This is a genomic window from Saccharopolyspora rosea (genome assembly GCF_025643595.1).
Classification (GTDB): Bacteria; Actinomycetota; Actinomycetes; order Mycobacteriales; family Pseudonocardiaceae; genus Saccharopolyspora; species Saccharopolyspora rosea.
Genome location: NZ_CP102826.1, coordinates 5161244 through 5179051, shown reverse-complemented (window position 1 = coordinate 5179051; position 17808 = coordinate 5161244). Strand labels below are relative to the sequence as shown.

Below are 17808 nucleotides of genomic sequence, written 5' to 3'. Positions count from 1 at the left end.
GGGGTATTACGCCATCGCGGGGTAGGCGAAGACCGGGACGGGGGTCTCGATTTCGCCGGACGGGGCGTTGTGGAGTTCGGCGAGGGTCGCTTCCGCTCTGTCGCTGGAGAGGTCGACGAGGGCGACGTGCAGTGGAGTCCCCGTGGCGTTGCGGGCGGTGAGTGCCTTCGGGAGGGCGTGGAGGAACTCGACCAGCACCGGGCGGTTCCGGACGTCCAGTTGCTCGACCTTGGTGAGCACCAGGGCTTTCGCGGGCGCTCGGGTGATCGCCTCGACGATGGTGTCGACGCCCGGGGCGATGGCGTTGGCGAGGTCCCGGGCCGACGGGATGTCGCGGACGTCGAGTTCCAGCAGCCGTTCCGGGCCGCGTCCCAGTTGCTGGGCCCATGCGTTGACCAGCGAGTGCGGTAGGTCGACGTGGACCGCTCCGGCGCGCGGGTCGAGACCGGGAAGCCGGTCCGGGCGGACCGGGTGGGTGGCGACCGCGGGTTGGGGGGCCTGGACCGTCAGGATGCGGTCGCTGAAGTTCTCCGCGTACTCGACGGTGACCTCCGGAGGCAGTGCGGCGCGCAGCTGCTTCGCCAGGGCGAATCCGGTGCGGCGGAAGCGCAGGGCCGCTTCCTCGGAGGGGAACTTCGAATCCGGTGGGTAGTTCTCGTCGAGGATGCGCTGGTAGTCGTGGTCCCAGCGGGCGATGTCCAGCAGCAGGTCGGGCGGGAGGGCCAGTACGTCGCGCACCTCCTCCGGGAGGTAGTTCGCGGCGACCGACTCCTCGGGTCCGAAGGTGATCCACAGCGGCCCGGCGCCCCACTCGGCGCCAAGGCGCACTCTGAGCGGGCGGCTTCCGAGCGGAGGCCACCGGGAACCGTCCACGCGGGACAGCGGCTCCGGGTGCGCGGAGATCACGTAGCCGCTGCCCGCGACGCTGAGGGCGACCGGGACCTGCTGCCCGCCGAACTCGACGACGCGGGTGGGCCGGTCGTGGCCGACGACCATGACGGGCTCGTCCCCGCTGGTGGCGACCTGCATGATCAGCTTGTTGAGCAGGTCGGCCGGGACTCCGCACCGCTCGAAATCCGCCCCGTGGCGAGTCCGGATCGCCGCTGCGCCGGTTTCAGTCATCGTGCTGTTCGCTGCTTTCCGCGCCTTGCTGGACAACTTCTTTGAAATAGGTTACACGAACGTGCGGGCCGAGTTCTTCGGCCAGTCTTCCGGCGAGTTGCCGTCCCCGTTCGCGCCAGCGCTGTTCGGTCGCCTCATCCGGGAAGTCGGAGGACAGAGGATCTTCTGGGTCGAAGATCTGCTGGAATTCCCTGTCCCATTCCGCTATCTCTTGGGTGAGCTGCGAGGATACGGCGAACTCCTCGGACATGGTTTCGGGTGTGGCGTTGTTGTCCGAGAATCGGTCCTGGTCCGTCGTCGTCCAGAGTGGCCCGGTCTGCCATTCAGGTCGGAGTCGAACCGATCGGAGTGTGGGATTTCCGGTCATTTCTACCAACCTCGGTAGTTCGGATCGGTGTCGAGTTTGCCATCCCTCTTCGTGCCGCCGAATGGATTGTCGGGGCTCCGCATGTTGGCTCCTACTATGAACCCGTTCTTCCCTACGGACACCGCGACGAAGTGGCGCTCACCATTGTAGTCAATCTCGTAAATGGGTCTTCCGGGTGGGTTTCCTTGATTGTGGCCCGTGTAGCGGCCTTGGGTGACCGCACGGTGGACGAAGTCCGGAACGTTCTCACGTGGAATTCCGTGCTCTTCGAACTGTTTTCCGTGCTCTTCGTAGATGTGCTCTAGGCCCGCGCCTCGTTCGCCGCCCTTCCCCTCTTCCAGCCAGACTATGCGGCCGTTGGGGTCCTTGCCGATCTCGACGACCTTGTCGGGGCTGATCTTGTGGCCCTCGGCCTGGGCTTCCTCGATGAGGCGTTGACGGTCCTCCGGGTTCTCCGCCGGGCCCGGCCTGTCGTGCCCAGGCGGTTCGTCCGGTGGGTCGTTGGGGTTGTGCGGGGTGTGCGGGTCTTCCGGTTCGCCGGGTTTCCTCGGGTGTCCCGGGAGGGGTTTGCCGTGGGCGATGTCGTTGAGGATCTTGCTGATGCGGCGGATCAGGTCGCCGAGTTTTCCGAGCATCGGGAGGAGTCGCGTCAGGGCCCTGATCAACTTGTTGATCATCTCCACGACGCGGGTGCCCCAGCGGGCGATGCGGACCGTTGCCTGTTCGAGCACCGCGAGGATTCCGAAGCCGTCGGTGGCGAGGGTTTCGACGGCCCAGGCGGCGAGGCGGCCCGCGCAGTCGGCGATGAAGTCGCGGACCGTGGTGCGGACCACGGCGACCATCTCGCCCGCCTGCTCCGTCGCCGACGCCAGGCCCCGGGCGGCGTCGGACTGGGCGCGGATCAGCTGCGCGGTGGCGGTCAGGCGGGCGCGGTAGGCGTCCGCGGTCGCGCCGGTCCAGCCGGCCGTGCCGCGCTGCACATCGGAGTCCAGGCCGTCCGCCGTGCCGCGCAGGGAGTCGGCGACGTTGCGCCACGTCCGGGCGTGCGCGCGGACCGCGTCCGCGTTGCCGGCGAGCCAGTCCAGCGCGTCGGTGAGCGGTTGGAAGTGCTCGGCCAGGAACGACAGGATCCCGGAGAACAACGTGCCGAGCGGATCCGTGACCGCGGACAGGGCCTCCAGGCCGACGCCGATCCCCGCGACGCCCGCATCGGCCCAACTGCCGTTCTCGATGGCCGTGACCGCGTCCGCGATCGCCTCGGCCAACGGGATGCCGGTGTACCACTCCGTCGAGTCCTGCGGCTTGGCGACCAGCGGGTTCTCCGCGCCGCCCGCCGCGGGACCCGGGGTGCCCGCGGATTCGCTCACCGGATCACCCGCCGAGTTCCTTCGACAGCCGGGCGAGCGCGTCGGCGATCTCGGCGTCCTGCGCCTCGTGGTCGGCGACCGCGTCGCGCAGCGCCGTGGACAGCGACTCCACGGCGTTGGCGGCGGCGCGCACCGTCTCGGCGACCGTGCCGCCCGCGGCGGACAGGCTCGGAGGCAGGAACGCGCAGATCTGCCCGTACGCGTCCGCGCCGAGCTGCACCTGGTTCGCCGCATCGGCCGCCGTGCCCAGCGCCGACGCGTGCGCGTCGAGCTCGTTCGCGTGGGCTCGGAGCTGGTCCGGTGGTAACTCGAATCCCGCCATCCGATCCTCTCAGCGCAGGAACGTCTCGTCGCTGAAGTCGCCGTCGTCGAGCTCCGGCGCGGGCGGTGGTTGCTGGCCCGGGAAGCGGCGCCGGAACTGCTCCAGCACCGCGTTCGCGGCGGCGCTGTCGTCGCCGAGCACCGACCCGGTGATCTCCGTCGCGCGTTCGGTGATCCGGGACTGGGCCCGCCGCAGCACCGCCATGAACTCGGCGCTCAGCTCGGCGCCGGGGGCGCGGGAGTCCGCGAACCGGACGTCGGTGGGCACGCCCTGCGCGTCGACCGTGACGGTGACCGAGCGGCCGCTCTCGGTGATCCGGGTGTCGTCCAGCTGCCGTCGCACCTCGGCGAACCGCTGCGCTTTGTCGCGCAGGCCGTCCGCCCAGTCCTGCAGCGCCTGTTCCGCCTGCGCCGGGTCCGCGCCGAACTCGGGTGGCATCGCGATCTCCCCCCTCGGTGACGAGCCGGACCAGTTCTACTTCACCCGGTCGGGGCTGTGGGCAGGACGGGTGATGTTGGGACGTTCGGGTGAGCCCGGGGTCGATCGAACAGGGAGCCGACCAGCGGGAGTGGGCCTCAGGTGGTGCGGGTAGCCTGTCGCGACGTGCCTTCCGCGGTCGCGACAGCCCCGCCTCGCCCGTCCCACGTCGAGCCGGTGGCGATCGAGCAGCTCGCCGAGTTCGTCGGCGCGCAGGTGGTTCGCGTCCCCGGTCACAGCGCCGATGCCGCGCCGGTGACCGGGGTGACGCTGCGTGCCCAACACGTGCGTCCGGGTGACCTCTTCGCCGCCCTGCCCGGGACCCGCGTGCACGGCGCCGACTTCGCCGCGCAGGCGCTGGAGGCCGGTGCGCTCGCCGTGCTCACCGACCAGGGCGGGGTCGAACGGGCCGGGCTCGACGAGCACCCCGCCGTGCGGTCCGGGCGGGTGTCGCTGCTGGTGCACGACGACCCCCGGGCCGTGCTCGGCCGCGCCGCCGCGCTGATCTACGGCGACCCGTCCCGGGAGCTGTCCGTGCTCGGGGTGACCGGGACCTCGGGCAAGACCACGACCACCTACCTGCTGGAGTCCGCGCTGGCCGCCGCCGGGTTCACCACCGGGCTGGTCGGCACCGTGGAGACGCGCATCGCCGGGGAGCGGCTGGACAGCGCGTTCACCACGCCCGAGGCGCCCGACCTGCAGGCGCTGCTGGCCGTGATGGTCGAACAGGGCGTCCGGTACGTGCCGATGGAGGTCTCCAGCCACGCGCTCTCGCTCGGCAGGGTGGCCGGTACGCGGTTCGCCGTCGGGGCGTTCACCAACCTGTCGCAGGACCACCTGGACTTCCACCGCGACATGGAGGACTACTTCCGGGCCAAGGCGCTGCTGTTCGACGGCCGCTCCGAACGCGAGGTCGTGTGCGTCGACTCCGACTGGGGGCAGCGGCTGGTCCGCGACGGCACCATCACCGTCTCCACCACCGGGGACGCCGCCTGGACCGCCACCGACGTGCAGGCCTACCCGACCGGCGAGCAGACGTTCACCGCGCACGGGCCCGACGAGGTGAAGATGCACGTCCGGCTGCGGCTGCCCGGGCCGTTCAACATCGCCAACGCGCTGCTGGCCATCGGTGTCCTGCACGCCGCCGGGGTGCCGCTGTGGGCGATCGAGCGCGGACTGGCCGAGGTGGACGTGCCGGGCCGGATGGAGCGGGTCGCGCTGGGGCAGGACTTCACCGCCGTCGTGGACTACTCGCACAAACCCGGTGCGGTCGCCGCGGTCCTCGACGCGGCGCGCGCGCAGGTCGACGCCCGGGTGATCGTCGTGCTCGGCTGCGGCGGTGACCGGGACGTCGCCAAGCGGCCCGTCATGGGGGAGGCCGCGGCCCGCCGCGCCGAGCTGCTGGTCGTCACCGACGACAACCCGCGCAGCGAGGACCCCGCGGAGATCCGGGCCGCCATGCTGTCCGGGGCCCTGGCCGTCCCGGCCGAGGAGCGGGGCGAGATCATCGAGATCGGCGACCGGCGGGAAGCCATCGCCGAGGCGGTGCGACGCGCCGGTCCCGGCGACATCGTCGTCGTCGCGGGCAAGGGCCACGAGACGGGACAGGAGGTGGCGGGCGTGGTGCATCCCTTCTCCGACCGGGAAGAACTGGCCGCCGCGCTGCGCCGACGACTGGAAGGACCGCAGGAAACCGAAGATCGTCGGGGGCAGGGCGACACCGAGGCACCATGAGCGGCACCCCGCCACGAGCGGGGACGTCGCTCGGGAGCGTCCCGCGGGGAGGCTCGGTGCGGGTGTCCGCAGGGAGCGGGCAAGACACAGGAGGCAAGGTGATCCGGCTCAGCCTCGCTGACATCGCGGACGCGGTGGGCGGCAGGCTTCATCGTGCGGAAGGCTCGGAGATCGTCACCGCGGGCGTCGAGTTCGACTCCCGCAAGATCGAACCCGGCGGGCTGTTCGTGGCCGTGCCGGGCGAGCGCGTCGACGGGCACGACTTCGCCGCCCGGGCCGTGGCCGACGGTGCGGCGGGCGTGCTCGCCGCGCGCGAGGTCGACGCCCCGGCGGTGATCGTCCCCAGCGTCCCCGCGGACCGGTCCGGCGTGATGGCGCTGGCCGGTGACACCGACGGCTCCGGAGCCGCGGTGCTGGCCGCGCTGGCGAAGCTCGCCCGGTACGTGGTCGACCGGCTGCCCGAACTCACCGTGTTCGGGGTGACCGGCTCGTCCGGCAAGACGTCCACCAAGGACCTGATCGCCCAGCTGCTGGAGCCGATGGGCCCGACCGTCGCGCCGCCCGGCTCGTTCAACAACGAGCTCGGCCACCCGTGGACGGTGCTGCGCGCCGACGAGAGCACCCGGCACCTGGTGCTGGAGCTGTCCGCGCGCGGTGTCGGGCACATCGCCGGGCTGTGCCGGGTGGCGCCGCCGCGCATCGGCGCGGTGCTCAACGTCGGCCACGCGCACCTCGGCGAGTTCGGCTCGCAGGAGGCCGTGGCGCGCGCCAAGGGCGAGCTGGTGGAGGCGCTGCCCGCCGACGGGGTCGCGGTGCTCAACGCCGACGACCCGCTGGTGCGGGCGATGGCCGACCGCACCCGGGCGCGCGTGGTGTTCGTCGGGGAGCACCCCGAGGCGCACGTGCGCGCCGCGGACATCGAGATCGACGAGCACGCCCGGCCGCGGTTCACGCTGGTCACCGAGCACGGCTCGGCGCGGGTGGCGCTGCCGCTGGTCGGCGAGCACCACGTCGGCAACGCGCTGACCGCCGCGGCGGTCGCGCTGGAGCACGGCGCGACGCTGGAGCAGGTGGCCGAACGGCTCGGCGGGGTGCGCCGGATGTCGGCGCGGCGCATGGAGGTCGCCGAGACCCCCGACGGGATCACCGTCGTCAACGACGCCTACAACGCCAACCCCGAGTCGGTGCGCGCCGCGCTGAAGACGCTGGCCGCGATGACCCGCGGACGCCCCGGGCGGGCGTGGGCGGTGCTCGGCCCGATGAACGAGCTGGGCGAGGCCGAAACCGAGGCCCACGACGAGATCGGGCGGCTGGCCGTCCGGCTGAACATCGACCGGCTGGTGGTGGTCGGCGAGCAGGCGCGGGTGATGCATCAGGCCGCGTCGCTGGAAGGTTCCTGGGGAGAGGAGTCGGTTCTGGTGCCGGACGTCGATGCGGCCGTCGCGCTGCTGCGCGCCGAGCTGCGTCCCGGTGATGTGGTGCTGACCAAGGCGTCGAACTCGGCCGGGCTGTGGCGGGTCGCGGACGCGCTGCTGGCCGGGGGTGGTGCCGAGTGAAGCCGATCCTGGTGGCCGCCGCGGTGTCGCTGGTGGTCTCGATCCTGTTCACCCCCTACCTGATCCGCGTGTTCTCCAAGCAGGGCTTCGGCCAGGAGATCCGCGAGGAGGTGCAGAGCAAGCACGCCGCCAAGCGCGGCACGCCGACCATGGGCGGCATGGCGATCCTGGTCGCCATGTGGGTCGGCTACCTGGTGACCCACCTGACCGTCGCCGACGAACCGCCGACGGCGTCCGGCCTGCTGGTGCTGGGGCTGACCACGGCGCTGGGCATCGTCGGGTTCCTGGACGACTTCATCAAGATCCGCAAGCAGCGCAACCTCGGTCTGAACAAGACCGCCAAGCTGGTGGGCCAGCTGGTCGCGGCCGTGCTGTTCGCGATCCTGGCGATGCAGTTCGCCGACCGCAACGGCATCACGCCCGCCTCGCAGCACCTGTCGTTCATCCGCGACATCACGGTGATCTCGTTCGGCGCGATCGGGTTCGTCATCTTCGCCTACATCGCGATCAGCGGCTGGTCCAACGCCGTCAACTTCACCGACGGCATGGACGGCCTGGCCGGCGGCACCGCGGCGATGGTGCTGGCCACGTACGTGTTCATCTCGTTCTGGCAGCTGCGCAACGACTGCTCGTTGCCGCAGGGCCCGATGCCCGCGTGCTACACGGTGCGCGACCCGCTGGACATCGCGGTGGTGTCCGCGGCGGCGATGGCCGCCTGCGTCGGGTTCCTGTGGTGGAACGCCGCACCCGCGAAGATCTTCATGGGTGACACCGGGTCGCTGGCCCTGGGCGGTCTGCTGGCCGGGCTGTCCATGGTGACCCGCACCGAGCTGCTGATGATCATCATCGGCGGTCTGTTCGTGGTCGAGGCCCTGTCCGTGGTGATGCAGATCGTGGTGTTCCGCACCACTCGTCGGCGGTTGTTCCGGATGGCGCCGTTCCACCACCACTTCGAGCTGGCAGGCTGGGCGGAGACCACGGTGATCATCCGGTTCTGGGTGCTGGCCGCGATCAGCTGCATGTTCGGCGTCGGTCTGTTCTACGCGGACTGGCTGGCGGGCGCCGGGACGTTCTTCTGATCCGCCAGGGCCGCAGGGGCCGACGACGACGGGGAGGCAACGCGGTGGGTCGGTTCGACGGGCGCGAGGTGCTGGTCGCCGGGGCCGGGGTGTCCGGCCGGTCGGCGGCCGAGGCGCTGCTGGCCGCGGGCGCGTCGGTCACGGTCACCGACGGCTCCGCCGACCGGCTCGCGGCGCTCGCTTCGCTGCGCGCGCAGGGCGCCGAGCTGGTGCCGGGTCTGGACGAGCCGCCGGCGGGCACCGACCTGGTGGTCACCAGTCCGGGCTGGCGGCCGGACGCGCCGCTGCTGACGGCCGCCGCCGCGGCCGGGGTCGAGGTGATCGGCGAGGTCGAGCTGGCCTGGCAGCTCGGCGCCGACGCCGACCACCCGCCGACCTGGCTGGCGGTGACCGGCACCAACGGCAAGACGACGACCGTGAGCATGCTGGCGTCGGTGCTGCGGGCCGCCGGGGTCGACGTCGTCGCCTGCGGCAACGTCGGCCTGCCCGTGGTGGACGCGGTCCGGGCCGGGCACCGGGTGCTCGCCGTGGAGCTGTCCAGCTTCCAGCTGCACTGGTCGGAGTCGGTGGCCGCGCACGCCGCCGTGGTGCTCAACCTCGCCGCCGACCACCTGGACTGGCACGGCTCGCTGGAGTCCTACGGCGCGGCGAAGGCGCGGGTGTTCCGCGGCAACGCGGTCGCCGTGCACAACGCCGACGACGGGTGGTCGACGCGGCTGGCCGCCGCCGCGCCCGAGAGCGCCCGCCACGTGTCGTTCACGCTCGGCGCTCCGGCGGAGGGGCAACTCGGCGTCGCCGACGGGTCCCTGGTGGACCGCGCGTTCGGCGGGCGCGAGGTCCTCGCGTCGCTGGCCGACGTGCACCCGGCCGGCCCGCACAACATCGCGAACGCGCTGGCCGCCGCGGCGCTCGCCCGCGCGTACGGCGTCGACGCGGCCGCGGTCGCCGCCGGGCTGCGCGCCTTCGAACCCGGGGCGCACCGGTCGGTCCCGGTCGCCGAGGCCGCCGGTGTGTCCTATGTGGACGATTCGAAGGCGACGAACCCGCACGCCGCCGACGCCGCGCTGCGCGCCCACCCCCGCGTGGTGTGGATCGCGGGCGGACTGCTCAAGGGTGCCGAGGTGGACGACCTCGTGGCGGCCAACGCCGACCGGTTGGAGGCGGTGGTGCTGCTGGGCCGCGACCGCGACCGGTTCGCCGCCGCGTTGGCCCGACACGCCCCGGATGTGCCGGTGCGGGAGGTCACCGCGGGAGACGATGCGGGCATGCTGCAAGCCGTCCGCACGGCGACCGAGTTCGCCCGCCCGGGATCGGTGGTCCTGCTCGCCCCGGCGGCCGCGTCGATGGACATGTTCACCGACTACGCGCACCGGGGGCGCGCGTTCGCCGACGCGGTGCGCGCCGTGCTGGCCGAGGCGCCCACCCCGGTCAACGGCGGGTGATCGACCGGTGGCCACCGCGACCAAGACCACCAGGCGCCGCGGCGCGCTGACGCCGCTGACCGCGTGGCTGACCCGGCCGCTGGCGTCGTTCCACCTGCTGCTGGCCGTGTTCGGGCTGCTGACGGTGTTCGGGCTCGTCATGGTGCTGTCGGCGTCCAGTGTGGACTCCTTCAACAAGGACGGGTCGTCCTACAGCGTGTTCAGCAAGCAGGTCATGTACTGCGGGGCCGGGCTGGTGCTGTTCTACCTGGCGCTGCGCGTGCCGGTGAAGCTGATCCGCCGGTTCAGCTTCGCGCTGCTGCTGGGCTGCGTCGGACTGCTGGTCGCCGTGCTCACCCCGCTGGGCACCGAGCTCAACGGGGCGCGCAGCTGGTTCGTGGTCGCCGGGGTGTCCTTCCAGCCGGTGGAGTTCGCGAAGGTCGCGTTCGCGCTGTGGGGCGCGCACGTGCTGGTCACCAAACGCGCGCTGATCGCCCAGTACCGGCACCTGCTCGTGCCGCTCGTCCCGGCGGCCCTGCTGATGTTCACCCTCGTCATGCTGCAGCCCGACCTGGGCTCCACGGTCACGCTGTTCCTCGTGCTGCTGGCGCTGCTGTGGTTCGCGGGCGCGCCGCTGCGGCTGTTCGCCGTGCTGTTGCTGGGCGGGCTCACCGGCGGCGTGGTGCTGTCCGTCGTCGCGTCCTACCGGCTCGCGCGGCTGACCACGTTCCTGAACCCGGGCACCGACCCCAGCGGCCACGGCTACCAGTCGATGCAGGCGCTGTACGCGCTGGCCGACGGCGGGCTGTTCGGCCGCGGCCTCGGGCAGGGCTGGTCGAAGTGGCAGTACCTGCCCAACGTGCACAACGACTTCATCTTCGCCGTCATCGGCGAGGAACTCGGCTTCGTCGGCTGCGCGATCGTGCTCGTGCTGTTCGGCACCTCCGCCTACGTGGGGATGCGGATCGCCACCCGCAACACCGACCCGTGGATCCGGCTGGTGTCGGCGACGTTGACGGTGTGGCTGGTGGGGCAGGCCGTCATCAACATCGGCTACGTGGTGGGCCTGCTGCCCACGACCGGGCTGCCGCTGCCGCTGATCTCCTCCGGCGGGTCCTCCGTGGTCACCAGCATGCTGGTGTTCGGGCTGCTGGCGAACTTCGCCCGGCACGAACCCGAGGCGATCGCCGCGCTACGGTCTTTGGGGCCGGGCAAGGTGGGCAAGCTGCTGCGACTGCCCACCCCGGCCCCGTACCGCCCGCCGGCCCGACGGCGCTCGGCGCGGCCCACGACATCATCGAGCCGGCCGGGCTCCAAGAGCTCCGGCGCGGCGGCCACCCGCCGGGGCAGCGGGGACCGACGCGCGCGCAGCGGTCCCCGGGCCCGGACGCAGACACGAGGAGGACACCGTTGAGCGGGGAGCAGACGGTCCGCATCGACCGCACGCCGGGCGCCAACCCGCCGCCCGCTCCCGCGGCCTGGCCCGGGGCCGCCCAGCCCGGTCGGCCGCCGCTGTCGATCGTGGTCGCCGGGGGCGGCACCGCCGGGCACGTCGAGCCCGCGCTGGCGCTGGCCGACGCGGTCCGCCGGATGCGGCCGGACGCGCGGGTCACCGCGCTGGGCACCGAACGCGGGCTGGAGAACCGGCTGGTCCCGGCCCGCGGCTACCCGCTGGAGCTGATCCCGCCGGTGCCGATGCCCCGCAAGGCCAGCCCGGAGCTGCTGAAGCTGCCGCTGAAGGTGCGCGAGTCGGTGCGCCAGACGCGCGACGTGCTGGACCGGGTGGGTGCCGACGTGGTGGTCGGCTTCGGCGGCTACGTGTCGCTGCCCGCCTACCTCGCGGCGCGCGGTCGGGTGCCGATCGTGGTGCACGAGGCCAACGCCCGCGCCGGACTGGCGAACAAGGTGGGCGCGCGGTTCGCCGAACGCGTCCTCGCGGCCACCCCGGACAGCGGGCTGGCCGGAGCGCGCACCATCGGCATCCCGCTGCGGGAGTCCATCACCAGCCTGGACCGGTTCGCGCTGCGCGCGCAGGCCCGGGCGTTCTTCGGCCTGCACCCGCACGCGCCGACCGTCCTGGTGTTCGGCGGTTCGCAGGGCGCCCGCACGCTGAACACGGCGTTCTCCGGTGCCGCGGAAGCCCTGGGCCGCGCCGGGATCGGCGTGCTGCACGCGCACGGACCGAAGAACACCCTCGCGGTCCAGCAGGTCCCCGGCGCCCCGGGATACGCGGCCGTGCCGTACCTGGAGCGGATGGACCTCGCCTACGCGGCGGCCGACCTGGTGGTGTGCCGGTCCGGGGCGATGACCGTCGCCGAGGTCTCCGCGGTCGGGCTGCCCGCGATCTTCGTGCCGCTGCCGCACGGCAACGGCGAACAGGCGCTCAACGCGCAGCCGGTGGTGTCCGCGGGCGGTGCCCGGCTGGTCCCCGACGACCAGATGACCCCGCAGCGGGTGATCGACGAGGTCCTGCCGCTGGCGCTGGACGTCCAGCGGTTGCAGGCGATGAGCACGGCGACGCTGAGCAGCGGGCACCGCGAAGCGGACCGCGTGCTGGCGCAGATCGTTCTGGAGGTGGCCGGACGGTGAAGGCCGAAGTGACCGGCGTCCCACCGACCGGGGCCGTCGCGGACCCGGCACTGCTGACCCGGGTGCACCTGGTCGGCATCGGCGGGGCGGGGATGAGCGGCATCGCGCGGATCCTGCTGGCCCGCGGCGAAGAGGTGTCCGGTTCGGACGCGCGGGACTCGCGCACGGTCATGGCGCTGCGCGCCCAAGGCGCGCACGTCGCCATCGGCCACCGCGCCGAGAACCTGGAGCAGTTCGCCGACGCCCCCACCGCGATCGTGGTGTCCACGGCGATCAAACCGGACAACCCGGAGCTGGCGGAGGCGCAGCGCCGCGGCATCCCGGTGCTGCGCCGCGCCGAGGCGCTGGCGGCGCTGATGGCCGGCCACCGGGTCGCGTGCGTGGCGGGCACGCACGGCAAGACGTCCACCACGTCGATGCTCACCGTGGCGTTGCAGCACTGCCGGTTCGACCCGTCGTTCGCGATCGGCGGCGACCTCAACGAGTCGGGCGCCAACGCGCACCACGGCGACGGCGGGATCTTCGTCGCCGAGGCCGATGAAAGCGACGGCTCGTTCCTGGTGTTCGCGCCGTCGGTGGCGGTGGTGACCAACGTCGAACCCGACCACCTGGACCACCACGGCACCGAGGAGAACTACACCCGCGTCTTCGCCGAGTTCGTCGAGCGCATCGAACCGGGCGGGGTGCTCATCGCCTGCGCCGACGACCCGGGCGCCGCCGGGCTCGCCGACCGGGCCGAGGCCGCCGGGGTGCGGGTGCGCCGCTACGGCAAGGCGGTCTCCGGCGCCGGCGACGCGCGGCTGGTCGGCTACCGGCCCGAGCACGGCACCGGCGTGGCCGCGGTGGACCTCGGCGGGGAGCGGATCGACGTGCAGGTGTCCGTGCCCGGCGAGCACATGGCGGGCAACGCGGTGGCCGCGCTGCTGGCCGGACTGGAACTCGGCGCCCCGCTGCGCGAACTGCTCGACGGCCTGGCCGCGTTCGGCGGCGTGCGGCGGCGTTTCGAGTTCAAGGGCCGCGCGGACGGCGTCCGCGTCTACGACGACTACGCGCACCACCCGACCGAAGTGGACGCCCAGTTGCGCGCGGCCCGGCCGGTCGTCGGCGCGGGCAGGCTGGTCGTGGTGTTCCAGCCGCACCTGTTCTCCCGCACCGCGGCGTTCGCGGGCGAGTTCGCCGCCGCGCTCGGCCTCGCCGACGAGGTCGTGGTCCTCGACGTCTACGGCGCGCGGGAGGACCCGCAGCCCGGCGTCACCGGCGAGCTCATCGCCGACGCGGTGCCGCTGCCTGCGGAACGCGTCCACTTCGAACCGTCCTTGACCGAGGCCGCACCGCGGGTCGCGGGCCTGGTCCGGCCCGGCGACGTGGTGGTGACCATGGGTGCCGGTGACGTCACGATGCTCGGACCGGAGATCCTCGCCGAAGTCGACCGCAGGACCGCGGGGGAGCGGTGACCACCACCCGCCGCCGCGGCGCCAACCGCCCCGGGCTGCGCAGCACCCGGGGCAGGCCGGTGCGCGGCGGCGCGGGCGCCGTGCCGTGGTGGCGGCGCTGGGTGCTCCCCGCCGCGCTCGCGGTGGTGACGGTGCTCGCCCTGGTCCTGTACTTCACGCCGCTGCTGGGCGTGCGGGCGGTGGAGGTCACCGGCAACCGGACGCTCTCCCAGGACGAGATCGTGCGGACCGCGGGCATCGATCCGGGCACGCCGATGTTGCGGGTCGACACCGAGGACGTGGCGTCCCGGCTGCGGGCGATCCGCAAGGTCGCCGATGTCCGGGTCTCGTTGTCCTGGCCGACGACCGTGCGGGTCGAGGTCACCGAACGCGCCCCGGCGGCGTTCCTGGTGGCGCGCGACGGCATCCAGCTCGTCGACTCCGCCGGCGTGCCGTTCCAGGTGGTCAAGGACCCGCCCGCCGACCTGCCGGAACTCCACGTCCGCCGGGTGGCCCCGGACGACCCGGCCACCCGGGCGGCGATGACCGTGCTCACCGCCCTGCCCCCGGCGCTGCGCGCGGACGTGCTCGCGGTGGACGCCCAGGACCCGGGTGACATCCACCTGCGGCTGAAGGGCGACCGCGAGGTCCAGTGGGGCGACACCGACGAATCGGACCGCAAGGCGGCCATCCTGCCCCCGCTGCTGACCCGACCCGGCAGCGTCTACGACGTCACGGCGCCGTCCCTGCCGACGGTGGCCTGAGAGCCCGTCTTCAACCTGGTACCGAGTAAGCGGCGTGAGCCGCTTTCTCTTTCGGTGAGTGGTCTCGCAACCGGCACCGCTGCGCACAACGAGTCCGAAGACGGGCTCTGAGGATCACCACGGCACGGGTGACCCGTCCCAGGAGAAGAAGGAGCCGGTGGGGCCGTCGTCGGGCAGCAGCGCCAGCCGGACCGCTCCCGCGGCGGCTTCCGCCGGGTCCCCGCCGCTGGCGGCCGCGCGGGCATTGAGCTCGGTGGCCCGCAACCCGGGGGCCAGCGCGTTGACCTTGAAGCCGTCGTCGGCGAGCTCCTGGGCGTAGCAGAGCGTGACGGCGTTGAGCGCGGCCTTCGACGACCGGTACGCGGCGGCCCCGCCGCGTCCGGCGGCGAACTGCGGATTCGGGTTCGTGCTCCAGGTCAGCGAGCCGGTGCCGCTGGAGACGTTGACGATCCGCGGGTGGGCTGAGCGCCGCAGCGCCGGGAGGAAGGCGTTGGTGACCGCGAGGACGCCGAACACGTTGGTCTCGTAGACCTGCCGGAACTCCTCGACGTCGGATCCGGGAGCCGTGGCGGACGTGCCGGAGATGCCCGCGTTGTTGACCAGGACGTCCAGCGCGTCGATCTGCCGCGCCGCGGCGGCGATCCCCGCGGGGTCGGTGACGTCCAGGACGAGGAGCCGGGCGTCACCGCCGATCTCCTCGACCGCCCGCCGGCCGCGCTCGGCGTCCCGGGACCCGACGTGCACGGTCAGTCCCGCTCGGGCCAGCTGACGGGCGATCTCCTTGCCGATACCTTTGTTCGCGCCGGTGACCAGCGCAGTGGAGGCGTTCATGGGCGTGACGCTCCCACCGGCCGGGCACCGCGACCAGGGATCGACGATCCCACCCACGACCGCGCGGACGGAGGCAGCATGGCCAGGGCGGAACTCGCGGAATTCCTGCGGTCCCGCAGGGCGCGCCTGGACCCGGCGAGCATCGGCCTGCCCGGTCGGGGACCCCGTCGCACCTCGGGGCTGCGGCGCGAGGAGGTCGCGCTGCTGGCGCACATGTCCGTCGACTACTACACGCGCCTGGAGCAGGCGCGGGGCCCGCGGCCCTCGCCGCACGTCCTCGGACCGCTCGCCGACGCGTTGCGCCTGGCACCGGCGGAGCGCGCGCACCTGTTCGCCCTGGCGGGCGCGAGCGCACCACCGCCGTCCAGTCCGGTGCGCCGGGTGCGCCCGCACATCGCCGAGATGCTGCGCCGCCTGCCCGACACCGCGGCCGTGGTCACCGACGCCGCGTACCGGGTCGTCGCCTTCAACCCGCTCGCCGACGCCCTGCTCGGCGATCTGCGCGGGGAACCGAACCTGGCCCGCCGCCACTTCCTGCGCACCGGGATCGTCGAGAGCAGCGCGGCGGAGAGCTTCGGCCGCATCGCGGCGGCGCGGCTGAGAGCGGCCCACGCTCGCTACTCCGACGACGCGGACCTCGCGCACCTGCTGGCGGAACTGCGCGCTCGCAGCCCGGAGTTCCGCGAGCTGTGGGAGGCGTACCCGGTGCACGCGCCCGGCCACCGCCGGAAGGTGCTCGACCACCCCGAGGTCGGCCGGATCCGCGTCAACTGCGACGTGCTGCCGGTCCCCGAGGACGACCAGCAGGTCGTCTTCGTCACCGCGGATCCCGGCTCCACCGCCGCCCGCGCCTTCCGCCGGCTGGTCGCGACGCGGTGAGGCGGTCCACCGTGGACGATGAGCGGCGTTGTCGGTGCCCCGGGGCATGATGCGGACACCCGAGTGGATGGAGGAACGATGCCGACTTTGGTGCGTGCGGCGACCGACGAGCGGGACGGTCTGCTGGCCTTCCTGGAGGAACAGCGGGCGTCGCTGCGACGTGCCGTGCACGGGCTCACCGACGAGCAGGCCGCCGCGCGGCCGACGGTCAGCGGGCCGTGCCTCGGCGGCGTGATCAAGCACGTCACGGCGGCCGAGCGGAACTGGGTGGACGTGCTGGCCGGGCGCCCGTCGCCGGAGCGCGACTGGGACGCGGAGTTCCGGGTGCTCGACGGGGAGACGCTGGACGGCCTGGTGGAGGCGTACCGGGCGCAGGCCCGGGACACCGAGTCGGTGGTCTCCGGCGTCGCGGACCTGGGGGCACCGCTGGACATCTCGCCGCTGAGCAGCCTGCTGCCGGAGGGCACCGTCCGGACGCCCCGCTGGGTGCTCAGCCACCTCATCCAGGAAACGGCCCGCCACGCGGGCCACGCCGACATCCTCCGGGAGACCCTGGACGGCGCGACCGCGTACCAGCTGATCGAGGCCACCGGCACACCCATCCTCGGGTAACGCTGAGTTCAGCGGCCGTCTCGGCTAGTTCGAAGACGAACTCAAGCAGGCCAGTCGCGGAGTTCGTGCAGCAGGGACAGGAAGGCCCGCTCGGCTGCGGACAGGAGGCGGTCCCGGCGGTAGGCGACGACGACGGGGCGGGCCGGGGGTTCGGGGTCGACGCGGATGGTCGTCAGCTCCCCCTCGCGGAGTTCGTGCGCGACGGCGTGCTCGGAGATCAGGGACACGCCGAGCGCGGCGGCCACGCCCTGCTTGAGGGTTTCGGTGCCGGACATGTCGGCCGTTTCCGGGGCGAGGTTCCAGCCGAGCAGCGTCTCCTCCTGCAGGCGGCGGGTGGCGGAGCCGCGTTCGCGCATCAGGAAGCGCTGGTCGGCCAGGTCGGTGGGCCGCGCCCGGCGGTCCGCCAGGGCGTGCTCGGGCGGGGCGATGAGCACCAGCCGGTCGGAGAACATCGGCTCGACCACGACCTGGTCGGCGTCCGGTCGGTCGGCGAACACCGCGATCCCGACCTCGCCGTCGAGCAGTTCCCGCAGCACCTGCTCGCCGTTGCCGGTGCGCACGCCGAACCGCAGGCCGGGGTGCCGGTGGTGGAAGCGGGCGACCAGTCGTGGCAGCAGGTAGGTGCCGACGGTGCTGGTCCCGCCCACCGCGAGCTCCCCGGCCTGCAGGTCGCGCACCTGGTCGAGCGCGGCCACCGCCTCCCCGGCGAGCAGGAAGATCCGCCGCGCGTAGTCGGCGAGCACCTCGCCCTCGGCGGTCGGCCGGATCCGGGCCCCGGAGCGGTCGATGAGCGTGGCGTGCAACGACTTCTCCAGCTGCCGCACCTGGTTGGACACCGAGGGCTGGCTCATGAACAGCTTCTGCGCCGCCGCGGAGAACCCGCCCTCGTCCACGACGTGCAGGAAGATCCACAGCCGGTGCAGGTTGAGCCGCATCCCGCCACCCTCGGCCGCCCGCGACGCCCGGTCAAGATCCGCCGACCCGCTGTCAGATCCAGACGAGGTGGAGGTTGCGGCGACCGGAAAGGCGGCCGAGCGCGGATTCGGCGGACCGGAAGCTGCCCCGCATGGGCCCGGACGTGCTCACCACCTCGGCACCGTCGTCGAACGCCATGCCCCAGTACGCGGCGTACCCGTCCTCGCGCTCACCGACCTCGGAACACAACGCGAACACCCTGGGCGCGTTCTCCCGGGCCAGTTCTTCCAGCTCCGCGAGGAACTTCTCCTCGCTGACGACTTCCTGCACCGCGACCTCC

The 17808-nt window shown here is 73.0% G+C and carries 18 protein-coding genes; 10 read left to right on the top strand and 8 right to left on the bottom strand.

The genetic code is table 11. The annotated features are described in order from the left end of the window. Positions 1 to 6 precede the first annotated feature (6 nt). From NV263_RS23965 to NV263_RS23945, 5 genes are all read right to left on the bottom strand, one after another. Positions 7 to 1122 (bottom strand): hypothetical protein, encoded by a 1116-nt coding sequence (locus tag NV263_RS23965; RefSeq protein ID WP_263248871.1) that lies wholly within the window; start codon positions 1120 to 1122, stop codon positions 7 to 9. Then, positions 1115 to 1372 carry a hypothetical protein gene (locus tag NV263_RS23960; RefSeq protein ID WP_263248870.1) on the bottom strand — a complete coding sequence of 86 codons (258 nt, stop codon included), beginning with the start codon at positions 1370 to 1372 and terminating at the stop codon, positions 1115 to 1117. The genes NV263_RS23965 and NV263_RS23960 overlap by 8 nt, the downstream gene beginning before the upstream one ends. 119 nt (positions 1373 to 1491) lie before the next feature. Further along, a complete protein-coding gene (locus NV263_RS23955) occupies positions 1492 to 2856 on the bottom strand; it encodes a WXG100 family type VII secretion target (RefSeq protein ID WP_263248869.1) in 1365 nt (454 codons plus the stop codon). A gap of 4 nt (positions 2857 to 2860) precedes the next feature. Continuing rightward, positions 2861 to 3178, bottom strand: a complete 318-nt coding sequence (locus NV263_RS23950) for a type VII secretion target (RefSeq protein WP_263248868.1) — start codon at positions 3176 to 3178, stop codon at positions 2861 to 2863. A gap of 9 nt (positions 3179 to 3187) precedes the next feature. Then, entirely contained in the window at positions 3188 to 3616 is a 429-nt protein-coding gene (locus NV263_RS23945) for a YbaB/EbfC family nucleoid-associated protein (protein WP_263248867.1), read from the bottom strand. 165 nt (positions 3617 to 3781) lie between these two features. Between NV263_RS23945 and NV263_RS23940 the strand changes: the two genes are divergently transcribed. The 8 genes from NV263_RS23940 to NV263_RS23905 all read left to right on the top strand — a co-directional run bounded on the left by NV263_RS23940 (position 3782) and on the right by NV263_RS23905 (position 14231). Further along, positions 3782 to 5389 (top strand): UDP-N-acetylmuramoyl-L-alanyl-D-glutamate--2,6-diaminopimelate ligase, encoded by a 1608-nt coding sequence (locus NV263_RS23940; protein WP_263248866.1) that lies wholly within the window; start codon positions 3782 to 3784, stop codon positions 5387 to 5389. 98 nt (positions 5390 to 5487) lie between these two features. Then, the gene (locus tag NV263_RS23935; RefSeq protein WP_263248865.1) at positions 5488 to 6945 is read left to right on the top strand and encodes a UDP-N-acetylmuramoyl-tripeptide--D-alanyl-D-alanine ligase; all 1458 of its coding nucleotides are present in this window, start codon (positions 5488 to 5490) and stop codon (positions 6943 to 6945) included. Then, a complete protein-coding gene (mraY, locus tag NV263_RS23930) occupies positions 6942 to 8024 on the top strand; it encodes a phospho-N-acetylmuramoyl-pentapeptide-transferase (RefSeq protein ID WP_263248864.1) in 1083 nt (360 codons plus the stop codon). The genes NV263_RS23935 and mraY overlap by 4 nt, the downstream gene beginning before the upstream one ends. A gap of 44 nt (positions 8025 to 8068) precedes the next feature. Beyond that, positions 8069 to 9466, top strand: a complete 1398-nt coding sequence (murD, locus tag NV263_RS23925; protein ID WP_263248863.1) for a UDP-N-acetylmuramoyl-L-alanine--D-glutamate ligase — start codon at positions 8069 to 8071, stop codon at positions 9464 to 9466. Positions 9467 to 9473: 7 nt separating this feature from the next. After that, complete coding sequence (gene ftsW, locus NV263_RS23920; protein WP_263248862.1) at positions 9474 to 10859, top strand: putative lipid II flippase FtsW; 1386 nt, start codon at positions 9474 to 9476, stop codon at positions 10857 to 10859. 98 nt (positions 10860 to 10957) lie between these two features. Continuing rightward, positions 10958 to 12034: an undecaprenyldiphospho-muramoylpentapeptide beta-N-acetylglucosaminyltransferase gene (gene murG, locus NV263_RS23915; RefSeq protein WP_317630440.1), complete on the top strand. Its 1077-nt coding sequence runs from the start codon at positions 10958 to 10960 to the stop codon at positions 12032 to 12034. Beyond that, positions 12031 to 13488, top strand: coding sequence for a UDP-N-acetylmuramate--L-alanine ligase (murC, locus tag NV263_RS23910; protein WP_263248861.1), 1458 nt, complete (start codon positions 12031 to 12033; stop codon positions 13486 to 13488). Before murG ends, murC begins: the two co-directional genes overlap by 4 nt. Then, entirely contained in the window at positions 13485 to 14231 is a 747-nt protein-coding gene (locus NV263_RS23905) for a cell division protein FtsQ/DivIB (protein ID WP_263248860.1), read from the top strand. Before murC ends, NV263_RS23905 begins: the two co-directional genes overlap by 4 nt. A gap of 114 nt (positions 14232 to 14345) precedes the next feature. Here NV263_RS23905 and NV263_RS23900 read toward each other — a convergent pair whose 3' ends face one another. Continuing rightward, positions 14346 to 15062, bottom strand: coding sequence for an SDR family oxidoreductase (locus NV263_RS23900; protein ID WP_263248859.1), 717 nt, complete (start codon positions 15060 to 15062; stop codon positions 14346 to 14348). 78 nt (positions 15063 to 15140) lie between these two features. On the opposite strand from NV263_RS23900, the gene NV263_RS23895 reads away from it, so the two are divergent. Next, positions 15141 to 15941 carry a helix-turn-helix transcriptional regulator gene (locus NV263_RS23895; RefSeq protein ID WP_263248858.1) on the top strand — a complete coding sequence of 267 codons (801 nt, stop codon included), beginning with the start codon at positions 15141 to 15143 and terminating at the stop codon, positions 15939 to 15941. Between the two features lie 78 nt (positions 15942 to 16019). Beyond that, the gene (locus NV263_RS23890) at positions 16020 to 16553 is read left to right on the top strand and encodes a DinB family protein (protein WP_263248857.1); all 534 of its coding nucleotides are present in this window, start codon (positions 16020 to 16022) and stop codon (positions 16551 to 16553) included. 41 nt (positions 16554 to 16594) lie between these two features. Here NV263_RS23890 and NV263_RS23885 read toward each other — a convergent pair whose 3' ends face one another. Together NV263_RS23885 and NV263_RS23880 are read right to left on the bottom strand one after the other, a co-directional pair. Next, on the bottom strand, positions 16595 to 17488 hold the full coding sequence (locus NV263_RS23885; RefSeq protein ID WP_263248856.1) for a LysR substrate-binding domain-containing protein: 894 nt from the start codon (positions 17486 to 17488) through the stop codon (positions 16595 to 16597). A gap of 52 nt (positions 17489 to 17540) precedes the next feature. Next, positions 17541 to 17798, bottom strand: a complete 258-nt coding sequence (locus tag NV263_RS23880; protein WP_263248855.1) for a hypothetical protein — start codon at positions 17796 to 17798, stop codon at positions 17541 to 17543. Positions 17799 to 17808: the final 10 nt, after the last annotated feature.